Here is an 11823-nt window from a genome sequence, read left to right on the forward strand (position 1 = left end):
AGTAGATCAACTCACTGTGTCATTCCTGCCACTGGTGGCAGGAAGTCCGTGAGCGAATGATTGCTGCCATGACCACCATCCTGCTCCTCCTCGTCCTCGCCGCGGGCATCGCGGTGCTGGTCGGGTACGCCCGTCACGACCGGTTCGCCGGCCCCTCCTCCGTCATCCACCTCCGTGACGACCTCGGTCCCGTCGAGGACCGGCTGCACCTGGTCCCGCGCACGTGACCCGACGGCAGGGCGGCGCGGCCCACTGCTCGCGGGCGCCGTTCTGGCGTGCACCCGACGACTTTTGCTTGACCTGAGGCAAAAGTCGGGCCTAGCGTGATCGCCGTCACAGGACCGCACGCCTGTGGTGCCCCACTCGAACTCGGCTTGTGGAAGGCCCTCTCCATGCACCAGCGGTCACGCCTGCTCCCCGTCTCCCTGCTCTCCGCGCTCACCGGCCTCGCGCTGGCGCTCGGCCTCACCGTGCCGGTCGCGGCCGCGGTGCCCGACCCGGTGCCACGACCCGCCTCCGGCTCCGCCGCCGGTGCTGCCAACGACCCCGCCGGCACGACCACCGGCACGACCACGACCACGGGCACGAGCACGACCACGGGCGAGTCCACGGGCAGGACCACGGGCACGACTGCTGGCACGTCCGCCAGGGACTCGGCCGGCAGCGCCGCCGCGGACGCGCCCGACCTCTCGAAGTTCCAGAAGGTCGTCCTGGGGCAGGGCACCGGGCTCGGCGAGGTGATGGAGCTGACCGTCGCCCCGGACGGCCGGGTCTTCTTCATCACCCGCGCCGGCGACATCTCGATGTACGACCCCACCGACGGGAGCATCGAGATCATCATGAACAACCCGAGCCTCGGCGTGTGGAGCGGCCTCGAGGACGGCGGGCTGGGCATCACGCTGGACCCGGAGTTCGCGACCAACAACTGGATCTACGTCTACTACGCACCGCTTCCCGCCTCGCACAACGCCAACCGGCTCTCCCGCCTGACCGTCGAGACCAGCGCCAACGGCGAGACGTCCATCGACAAGTCCTCGGAGAAGGTCGTCCTCGAGGTCGGCACCCAGCGCAACGTCTGCTGCCACTCCGCCGGGTCGCTGCAGTTCGGCGACGGCGGAGTCCTGCACCTCGCCACGGGCGACAACACCTCCTCCTCCGACAACGACGGCTACTCCCCCCACGACGAGCGCCCCGGGCGCTCCGACTACGACGCCCAGAAGTCCTCGGCCAACACCAACGACCTGCGCGGCAAGATCCTGCGCGTCATCCCGCGCAACGACGACGCCGGCGACGTCGACCCCACCCCCGGCGACGGCATCTCCTACGACATCCCCGAGGGCAACCTGTTCGGCGAGGGCGGCGCCTACCCGACCGCCCTCCACCCCGACGCCGACCCCGCCAGGACCCGGCCCGAGATCTTCGCGATGGGACTGCGCAACCCCTACCGCCTCGGCGTCGACGCCGACACCGACGTCGTCTACTGGGGTGAGGTCGGCCCGGACTCGCGCGTCAACAGCCCCAACCGCGGCCCCCGCCACTTCGAGGAGTTCAACCGCACCGACGTCGCCATGAACGGCGGCTGGCCCTACTGCGGCGGCGAGGTCGGCGACGACCTGACCAACATGGACTTCGGCGGTGCCTACGTCGACTGGGACTTCGTCGCCAACCGCTACCGCACCAACCCCGACGGCTCGCCGAAGCGCTTCCCGTGCAACGACCCCGACGAGATGGCCGACGTCAACGACTCGCCCAACAGCACCGGCCTGCGGACGCTGCCGCCGATGACCGACGCGTGGATCCCGTACTCCGACGTGGGCCCGTACAAGTACCCCGCCGTCCAGGGCTCGACCCCGACCGGCGGCCAGGTCTACCGGCAGTCGCAGAACACCGCCGCCAAGGAGACCGCGTTCCCGGCGCACTACGAGGGCTCCTACTTCATGTCGGAGATGAGCCGCGGCTGGATCAAGGAAGTCCGCATGGACGCCGCCGGCAACATCGTGGCGGTCAACGACTTCATGAGCGGCTTCGTCGCGCCCGGCGACCTCGAGTTCGGTCCCGACGGCTCGATGTACGTCCTCGAGTACGGCACCGGGTTCTTCTCCGGCTCGCCGCAGACCAAGCTCGTCCGCATCGACTACGCCATCAACGGCTCCGCCCCGGTCGCCCGGGCCGGCGCCGACGTGACGGAGGGCGACGCCCCGCTGTCGGTGGAGTTCACCAGCGCCGGCACGAGCGACCCCGACGGCGACGCCGTGACCTACGCCTGGGACCTCGACGGTGACGGCGACACCGACTCCACCGCGGCCAACCCGTCGTACACCTACGAGACCGCCGGCGACTACACCGTGCTGCTCACGGTGACCGACTCGACCGGCAAGACCGCGACCGCGCAGGTCGTGGTCAACGTCGGCAACACCGCGCCCCGGGTGCGGATCGAGCTGCCCGCCGACGGCGGCTTCTACGCCTCGGGCGACGACATCCCGTTCGTCGTCGACGTCCAGGACGCCGAGGAGACCGTCGACTGCTCCGAGGTCGTCGTCCAGGAGGGTCTGGGCCACGACATCCACGTGCACCCCAACCTGTCGGTCAACGGCTGCACGGGCACGATCCGCACCGCCGCCTCCGCCGACCACGGACCGGACGCCAACACCTACGGCGTGCTGATCGCCACCTACCGCGACGGCGGCGCGAACGACGGCGCCAACGCGCCCCTCTCGGGCAGCGACACCGTCATCCTCCAGCCCAAGCTCCGCCAGGCCGAGCACGCGACCAACCGCCAGGGCGTGGGCTACACCGGCTACGACGACAAGTCCGGCACCCGCCCCGGCGGCGGCGGCCTGATCACGGGCATGGGCAACGGCGACTGGGTCATGTTCGACCCGATGAGCCTGGTCAACATGACCGACGTCTCCGTCCGCTACTCGGGCGGACCCCAGGCCGGCGCAGCCGTGCAGCTGCGGGCAGGCGCCGCCGACGGACCGGTCGTGGCGACCGTGCCGCTCGACGGCGGCACGCAGGGCCAGTACTTCTACAAGACGGTCAGCGCCCCCATCACCGCACGGGACGCCGACGCCGGCGGCCGCCCGCTCTTCTTCGTCTACTCGGGCGGCGGGGAGATCAACTTCGACGAGCTCAGCGTCGAGGGACAGGGCGTGGCGGGCAACACCTCCCCCGTCATCACGTCCGCCACCGCGACCCCGGGCGACGGCCTGGCGCCGCTCGACGTCGACTTCGCCGTGGAGGCGAGCGACCCCGACGGCGACGACATCACCTATGCGTGGGACTTCGGGGTCGAAGGCACCGAGGACGACACGGCCACGACTGCCACGGCGTCGTGGACCTACCCCGAGCCCGGGACGTACACCGCGACCGTCACGGTCGAGGACGAGACGGGCAAGACCACGAGCAAGGCGGTCGAGGTGATCGTCCGCCAGCCCTGCGCCGCCCCGCCGACGCCCGACGAGGGCTACGAGCTGCTCTTCGACGGCACCGACCTGTCCGCCTGGAAGCAGGCGGGCCCCGGCGGCTTCACCGTCGAGAACTGTGCCCTGACCAGCTCCGGCGGTCTCGGCCTGCTCTGGTACTCCGAGCGCACCTTCGACGACTACGTGGTCAAGCTGCAGTTCAAGCTGTCGGACGACGGCGACAACTCCGGCGTGTTCACGCGGTTCCCCGACCCGGGTGACGACCCCTGGGTGGCGGTCGACCACGGCCACGAGATCCAGATCAAGGAGGGTCAGCCGGGCGACGAGCCGCAGAAGACGGGCTCGGTCTACAACTTCGACCGGGAGGACAGGCGCAACGCCCGGCCGCTCGGGGAGTGGAACGACTACGAGATCCGGGTGAGCGGTCAGACCTACACGATGACCCTCAACGGGCAGGTCGTGAACCAGTACACCTCCGACGGCTCGCGCGGCACCGGCGGCTACATCGGCCTGCAGAACCACGGCGACGCCGACGAGGTGAGCTTCCGCAACATCCAGGTCAAGGAGCTCGAGGTCCAGGAGCCGTTCGTCAACACCCTCACGGCCGACCCCCTGCGCGGCGGGGCGCCGCTCACCGTGGACTTCACCGCAACGGGCATCGACCGGCAGGACGACGCCATCACCTACGAGTGGGACTTCGGCGACGGGTCCGACCCGGTGACGGGCGGCGCGGAGGTCTCGCACACCTACAGCGACGGCGGCACCTTCACCGCCCGCGTGACCCCCGTGGACGCCGAGGGCAACCGAGGTGCGACCCGGGAGACCGAGGAGATCACCGTCCTGGTCGATCCGGTGGCCACCGCGACGGCGACCCCGCGCTGCGGCGTGCTGCCGCTCGAGGTCGAGTTCGACGCCTCCGCGACCGACCCGCAGGACCAGGCCGTCACCTGGAGGTGGGACTTCGGCGTCGAGGGCACGGACGACGACACCTCGACCGAGAAGTCGCCGACGTGGACCTACACCGAGGCCGGCGAGTACACCGCGACCGTCACCGCGACCGACCCCGACGGCAACACGGGCACCAGCCCGGTGCGCATCGAGGTGCTCGCCGACGGCGAGTGCCGGCCGGTGGCCGACCTGTCGGAGCTGTTCAACAACGATGGCATCTCGACCGACGCCAACCCCGGTGACGGCAACTTCGACGGCGGTGGCTGGTCCTTCGCCGCCGAGCTCCTCCCGCCGGCGGTGCACCCGGACGGTGGGCCGGTGCGCCTCAACGGCGTGGACTACGACTTCGGCAGCCCGGCCGACGGCCAGCTGAACAACGTCGAGGCCGACGGCCAGGTCATCTCGCTGCCCACCGGCACCTACGACGAGCTCAGCATCCTCGCCACCGCCCACAACGGCGACGTGCAGGAGCAGGGCACGCTGACCTACAACGACGGGACGACCGCGCAGGTGCCCCTGCGCTTCACCGACTGGGCCGTCACGCCGAAGTTCGGCGAGGAGATCGCGATCGACATGCCGTACCGCCACAACGGCGGCGGCGACACCTCGCCACGGGTCATGATCTTCACCCAGCGGGTCGCCCTGGAGGCGGGCAAGCAGCCCGACACCCTGACCCTCCCGGTCAACCCGAAGCTGCACGTCTTCGCGGTCTCCGGTGTCCGCGCCGAGGGCCCGCCCCCGCCGTGCGAGCAGCCGCAGCGCTCCGACGAGTTCGACGACACCGAGCTCCTCGACAACTGCCACTGGACGGTGCGCCGTCCCGACGAGACGGCGTACGACGTCTCCGGCGGCGCGCTGCACCTGACGGCCCGCCCGGGTGAGTACAACGACACCAGCAACGTCATCACCCAGGACGCCCCGGACGGCGCGTGGACGGCGACGGCGAAGCTCACGTGGGACCCGACGGAGGCGGGCCAGCAGGCCGGTCTCGTGGTCGCCGGCAGCGGCGGCTCCGGGTTCGCCAAGCTCACGTTCGTCGACAAGGGCGACGACAACGAGTGGATCGAGTTCCTCAAGTCCTCCAGCCCGAGCAACAACGACTTCCAGTTCTCCGGCAACTGGAACACCGGCGGCGGCAGCTTCGACGGGCCCTTCCTGCCCGACGACTTCCCCACCACGTTCTGGCTGCGGTTCACCTCGGACGGCACCGAGCTGCGTGGCTCGTACTCCACCGACGGCCAGCAGTTCGTGCAGGTGGGCGACCCCCGCACGCTCGCCGGCATCACCAACCCCCGCGTGGGCGTGATGGCGCTGAAGGGCGGGGCCCCGGGCAACCCGGTCGCGCACTTCGACTTCTTCCGCTGGTCCGGCCAGCAGCAGGGCGAGGCCCCGACCGTCTCCGCGTCCGCGGAGCCGACCTCGGGCACCGCCCCGCTCACGGTCGCCTTCAGCAGCGAGGGCACCGACCCCGAGGGCGGCGAGCTGGAGCACGCCTGGGACTTCGGGGTGGACGGCACGCAGGACGACACCGCCGCCACCGCGGACGCGTCCTGGACCTACACCGAGCCGGGCACCTACACCGCGACCGTGACGGTCACCGACCCCGACGGCCAGACCGCCGAGGACACCGTCGAGATCGTGGTCGAGGAGCCGGCCGAGACCCGCACCTGGGTCGTCGACGCGGTGGACGAGGCGCGAGGCAACTACTGGCGCTCCGCCGACACGGGCACGTCGACCGTCACCGTCGAGGTCGGCGACACCGTGGAGTGGCAGTTCGACCAGGCCACGATGGGCCACGACCTGACCTCGCTCAACTCCGGCACCGCGTGGCAGCCCGAGCTGCAGGAGTACCGCAACCCGGGCGGCGAGCCGGTGCGCTACACCTTCACCAAGCCGGGGACCTACGAGTACTGGTGCAGCATCCACGGCGCCACCATGCGCGGCACCGTCATCGTCGAGGAGCCGGCGGCGGACAACCAGCCGCCCACGGCCGACCCGTTCGTCGACCCGCGCCAGGGCTCCGCGCCGCTGTACGTCCACTTCGAGGCGAACGCCACCGACCCGGACGGCGACGACCTGACCTACCTGTGGGACTTCGGGCAGGGTGACGGTCCGTCCGACCAGTCGACGGCCGCCCACGCGCACGTCACGTACGCCGACCCCGGCTCGTACACCGCGACCGTGACCGTCAGCGACGGCGAGGGCGGGACGTACGAGGAGGAGTTCGAGATCACCGTCACCGGTGAGGCGCCACGTGTCAGGGCCACGGCGACCCCGACCAGCGGCCGGGCCCCGCTCGTGGTGGGCTTCAGCGGGACGGCGGAGGACGACCAGGGCGGAGCCATCACCTACCAGTGGGACTTCGGTGACGGCACGTCCTCGCAGGCCGGGCCGAAGCCGCTCGCGTCGCACACCTACACCGAGCCGGGCACCTACCAGGCGAAGCTGACCGCGACGGACGAGGACGGCAACACCGGCTCGGCCACGGTGCAGATCGACGTGGAGTCCCTGCCGGAGATCGAGGCCACGGCCACGCCGGCCACCGGCGAGGCCCCGCTCGAGGTGCAGCTCGACACCACGGTCGTGACCGAGGGCACGTTCTCGGCGTTCGCCCACGGCCTCCACGCCTACCCCGACGCCGCCGGCACGGCCTCCATGGTCCGGTCCCGAGGGACCACGGTGACCACGATCGACGTCACGGGCGTCAAGCCGAACGCCGCGCACATGGTGCACGTGCACGAGCGGGCCTGCGGCGACGCGAACGGCGGGCCGCACTTCCGCTTCGACGAGACCCTGCCCTACTCGGAGGAGAACGAGATCTGGCCGATGTTCACCGCGGACGCCGACGGTGCCAGCGGAGAGGTCGTGGTGACCAGCACGCAGCGTGCCGGCGCCAAGGCGAGGTCGATCGTGGTCCACGACCCCGACGACGGCTCGCAGCGGATCGCGTGCGTCGACCTGGCGCCCAGCACCGCCGGGCTGACGTACGCCTGGGACCTCGGCGACGGCACGACCGCCGAGGGCCCCAGCCCGACCCACACCTACACCGAGCCCGGGACCTACCGGGCAACGGTGACCGTGGGCAGCCAGGACGGCACCGACGAGGTCACCTCCTCGGTCGAGATCGTCGTCACCGGCGACGACCCGACCGACCCGACCACCCCGCCGACGCCGGGAACGGGTGACACCACTCCCCCGGACACGACCGTCACCGGCGGTCCGACGGGCGCGGCGCGCGGACCGGCGGCGACGTTCACCTTCGCCTCGTCCGAGCCGGGCAGCACGTTCGAGTGCAGCCTGGACGGGAAGGCCTGGACGGCCTGCGCCTCGCCGGCGACCTTCACCAAGCTGGCGCAGGGCGAGCACGAGCTGAGGGTCCGCGCGACGGACAGGGCCGGCAACACCGACGCCAGCCCGGCCGTGCGCACGTGGACCGTCGACCGCGGCAAGCCGAAGGCACGCCTGGTGTCGGGCACGGAGCCGACGCGGGACCGTACGCCCACGGTGCGCGTGCGCATCAGCGACCGCTACGACAGCCTGCGGTCCGGCGACGTGAAGGTGCGCTTCGACGGCCGGGCCGCCGCCAGAGTGCGGGTGAGCCGGAGGGGCATGCTGGTCGCGACGTCGAAGGCGCTCGCCCCCGGCAGGCACCGCGTCCTGGTGACGGTGCGTGACGAGGCGGGCAACTCCCGCACCGTCCGCTGGTGGGTCCGCGTCCTGCGCTGATCCGAGCGCGGCCCCGCACCCGCCGGAGGTCCGGCGGGTGCGGGGCGTCGCGGCCCTACGCCTCCCAGACGCCTCGCACCTGGTCGACCAGGTCGGCCGACTGGCGCAGGCCCGCCTCGGCTGCGACCGCGCGCTTGGACGGGTCCAGGAGGTTGCGCCCGAACGCCGCCAGCGCCTCGGCGTCCGGGGTCACCACCGACCAGGCGCGCGGGGCCACCCGTTCGAGCTGCGCGCGGATCGAGGCCTTCTTGCTGATCGCGCGCGGCAGCGGGGCCAGCACCACCACTCGCTCTGCCCCGCGCGCGACGTCGACGTTGGCCGTCGAGCGCATCCCGCCGTCCATGTAGGTCCGGCCGGCGATCTCGACGGGCGGCCACACGGTCGGCACCGCGCAGCTCGCGGCCACTGCCGCGACGAGGTCGACGCCGGACGCGGGGGTGAACACGGTGAACTCGCCGCTGGCGGTGTCCACCGCGGTCACCCGGAGGTCGCGATCGGGCCAGTCGCGCACCGGCAGGCGCGAGCGGATGACGCCCTCGCGGTCGGCGCTGCCGGGGGCGTGCGACGCCACGGCCACGCGCCCCACCCGGGCGAGCTTCGCCCGCCCGCTCCCGGGCAGGGCGTAAGGCGGCACCAGCTTGAGCGCCGCGATCCGGGACATCCGGCCACCGAGCTCGGCGTCCGCGGGCTCGAGCTGGGTGGCGTACAGCTCCTCGAGCGGTTGGCCGTTGGTGACCTGGGCGCCGACGACCGATCCGGCCGAGGTGCCGACCACGATGTCGGCCCCGGTCAGGTCGACGCCTGCCTGTGCGAGGCCGTGGAGGATGCCCAGCTCCCACGCGATGCCGGTGATCCCACCGCCGCCGAGGACGAGGGCCGAGGTGCCGCTTGCTGTCATGCGCCAGTTCTAGCGGACGCACCCTGACACGACGAAGGCCCGCCGGGGATCCCGGCGGGCCTTCGTGCGAGGTGGTTCAGCGGATCAGTTGGAGCCGCCGGTCAGCTTCTCGCGGAGCGCCTGCAGCGCCTCGTCGGACGCCAGCGAGCCGCCGGTGTCGCCACCGGTCTCGGCCGCGGTGTCGCCGCCGGAGGAGTAGGACGTGGCCTCGCCGGCCTCGACCTCGGCCTGCTTGGCCTCCTCCTGCTGCTTGACGTGCGCCTCCCAGCGGGCGTGCGCCTTGGCGTACTGCTCCTCCCAGGTGGCGCGCTGCTCGTCGTAGCCCTCGAGCCACTCGCCCGTCTCGGGGTCGAAGCCCTCGGGGTAGACGTAGTTGCCCTGCTCGTCGTAGGTCGCGGTCATGCCGTAGAGGGTCGGGTCGAACTCCTCCACGTCGGCGGCCGTGGCGGTCTCGTTGGCCTGCTTGAGCGACAGCGAGATCCGGCGACGCTCGAGGTCGATGTCGATGATCTTGACCATGACGTCGTCGTTGACCTGGACGACCTGCTCGGGGATCTCGACGTGGCGCTCGGCGAGCTCGGAGATGTGCACCAGGCCCTCGATGCCCTCCTCGACGCGGACGAACGAACCGAAGGGCACCAGCTTGGTGACCTTGCCCGGGACGATCTGACCGATCTGGTGGGTGCGGGCGAAGTGCTGCCACGGGTCCTCCTGGGTCGCCTTCAGCGACAGGGAGACACGCTCGCGGTCCATGTCGACGTCGAGGACCTCGACGGTGACCTCGTCGCCCACGGCGACGACCTCGGACGGGTGGTCGATGTGCTTCCAGGAGAGCTCCGAGACGTGAACGAGGCCGTCGACGCCACCGAGGTCCACGAACGCACCGAAGTTGACGATCGAGGACACGACACCCTTGCGGATCTGGCCCTTCTGCAGCTGGGTGAGGAAGCCGTGGCGGACCTCGGACTGCGTCTGCTCGAGCCAGGCGCGGCGCGACAGGACCACGTTGTTGCGGTTCTTGTCGAGCTCGATGATCTTGGCCTCGAGGGTCTGGCCGACGTAGGGCTGCAGGTCGCGGACGCGACGCATCTCCACCAGCGATGCCGGGAGGAAGCCGCGCAGGCCGATGTCGAGGATCAGGCCGCCCTTGACGACCTCGATGACGGTGCCCTCGACGACGCCGTCCTCCTCCTTGACCTGCTCGATGGTGCCCCAGGCACGCTCGTACTGAGCACGCTTCTTGGACAGGATCAGACGGCCTTCCTTGTCCTCCTTCTGGAGGACCAGGGCCTCGACCTTGTCGCCCACGGTGACGACCTCGTTGGGGTCGACGTCGTGCTTGATCGACAGCTCGCGCGAGGGGATGACGCCCTCGGTCTTGTAGCCGATGTCGAGGAGGACCTCGTCGCGGTCCACCTTGACGATGGTGCCGTCGACGATGTCGCCGTCGTTGAAGTACTTGATGGTCTCGTCGATAGCGGCGAGGAAGTCCTCTTCGGACCCGATGTCGTTGACGGCCACCTGCGGGGCGTCGCCAGCCACGTCGTAGTGGGCCGGAAGAGAGGAGAGCGTGCTCGTCATGTGGAAGTGAATTCCTTGGATGGGTGGAGTCGTGCGGACGCACGCAGCCGTCCGTTTCACTGGCCCTCCCCGTGACCGGTCGTGGACTGGTCACTGACGGGGGCCCGGCGAGCCCGGGTCCGCTCGGTATGGGAGCCGGGCAGACGACTGGCGCAGCTCGCTAGCCTACGCGTCCCCGGACGCCCGCGTCCAACCGGCGGCGCACGCTCGGGGCACGCTCGCCGCGCCGTCGTCCCACGCTCAGCCGCCGACCGGCCAGGCGTGGAGGTCGCCGGTCCGGGCGACGGCCCGGAGGAGTCGCGCGGCGCGGTCGGCGACCGGGTTCTCGCCGGCGCGAGCCGCGAGGTCCACCAGGGCCCACAGGTCGGCGGCGCGTGCGCCGTCCAGCAGCGCGGCGGGCTCACCACCGCGGAGGCCGCTCCAGGCGCCCAGCACCGCCTCGACGTACGCCTCGTGGCGCTCGAAGCGCAGCAGGTTGCCGACATCGGTCCACGGGTGCCCGGCGTGGGCGAACTCCCAGTCGAGGACCGCCGTCACCGCGAGCGACGCCGGGTCGACGAGCAGGTTCTTGGGGTTGAGGTCGCTGTGCACGAGGCAGGCTCGGTCGACCGCATCCAGGCGCTCCTGGGCCACACGCGCCACCTCGACGAGCCCGCGACGCTCCGCCTCGGGCCAGGTCGGCAGCCGCTCCCGCACCCAGTCCACGAGACCGCCGTCGGGGAACCGGCCCACGGAGAGCTCGGCGTCCGCGAACGGGCCGCGCCGGAGCATCGGCATCCCCGCCAGGGTGGCGGCGAGCGTGCCGGTCGCCCGGCCGAGTCGGCGGAGTCCGTCCGCGTCGCCGGCGGCGGTGAGCCGGGCGACGGCGAGGTCGCCGCGCTCCCCCGGCAGCCACGACGTGACGAGGAGCCCCGGCTGCCCGGTGCCGGGGTGCGCGCGGCGCACCTCGACCACCTCCGGCACCGGCACCAGCCCCCGGACCAGGCGCAGCACCGCGGCGTCCACCTCGGGCGCCTCCGGACCGCGCCGGTCGTCGGGCGGGTAGAGCCGTACGACGACCCGGTCGCCGGCCGCCTCGCCGAGGAACGTGCGACCGGAGTGGCCGCCGGGCAGCACGGTCAGGGAGGCGTCCGGGGAGGTCACGAGTCGATCGTGGCATGTCCGCCGGCGCAACCTTCGACGAACGTTTTCACCCCAACGGGTAGCGATTTGTGTCACTTGTGCGTGGCCGTGTCGTTGTTCGGG

At 71.6% G+C, this 11823-nt stretch carries 5 protein-coding genes; 2 read left to right on the plus strand and 3 right to left on the minus strand.

Features of this window, described 5'->3' with window-relative positions:
- The first annotated feature begins 68 nt into the window (after positions 1–68).
- On the plus strand, positions 69–227 hold the full coding sequence (locus J3P32_RS16060; protein ID WP_210441107.1) for a hypothetical protein: 159 nt from the start codon (positions 69–71) through the stop codon (positions 225–227).
- Positions 228–392: 165 nt separating this feature from the next.
- Positions 393–8099: a PKD domain-containing protein gene (locus J3P32_RS17990; protein ID WP_246851234.1), complete on the plus strand. Its 7707-nt coding sequence runs from the start codon at positions 393–395 to the stop codon at positions 8097–8099.
- Between the two features lie 55 nt (positions 8100–8154).
- Here the strand turns inward: J3P32_RS17990 and J3P32_RS16105 are convergent, their stop codons facing one another.
- The 3 genes from J3P32_RS16105 to J3P32_RS16115 form a co-directional block, all read right to left on the minus strand.
- Positions 8155–8997: a patatin-like phospholipase family protein gene (locus J3P32_RS16105; RefSeq protein WP_210441109.1), complete on the minus strand. Its 843-nt coding sequence runs from the start codon at positions 8995–8997 to the stop codon at positions 8155–8157.
- Between the two features lie 84 nt (positions 8998–9081).
- Positions 9082–10578 carry a 30S ribosomal protein S1 gene (gene rpsA, locus J3P32_RS16110; protein ID WP_210441112.1) on the minus strand — a complete coding sequence of 499 codons (1497 nt, stop codon included), beginning with the start codon at positions 10576–10578 and terminating at the stop codon, positions 9082–9084.
- Between the two features lie 240 nt (positions 10579–10818).
- A complete protein-coding gene (locus tag J3P32_RS16115; RefSeq protein WP_210441114.1) occupies positions 10819–11721 on the minus strand; it encodes a phosphotransferase family protein in 903 nt (300 codons plus the stop codon).
- Positions 11722–11823 lie beyond the last annotated feature (102 nt).

Source organism: Nocardioides xinjiangensis (assembly GCF_017916385.1).
In the GTDB taxonomy this organism is placed as follows: Bacteria; Actinomycetota; Actinomycetes; order Propionibacteriales; family Nocardioidaceae; genus Nocardioides; species Nocardioides xinjiangensis.

Coding starts and splice junctions, on each gene's coding strand:
- J3P32_RS16105 (WP_210441109.1), bottom strand. CDS start 8,997: ATGACAGCAAGCGGCACCTCGGCCCTCGTCCTCGGCGGCGGTGGGATC.
- rpsA (WP_210441112.1), bottom strand. CDS start 10,578: ATGACGAGCACGCTCTCCTCTCTTCCGGCCCACTACGACGTGGCTGGC.
- J3P32_RS17990 (WP_246851234.1), top strand. CDS start 393: ATGCACCAGCGGTCACGCCTGCTCCCCGTCTCCCTGCTCTCCGCGCTC.
- J3P32_RS16060 (WP_210441107.1), top strand. CDS start 69: ATGACCACCATCCTGCTCCTCCTCGTCCTCGCCGCGGGCATCGCGGTG.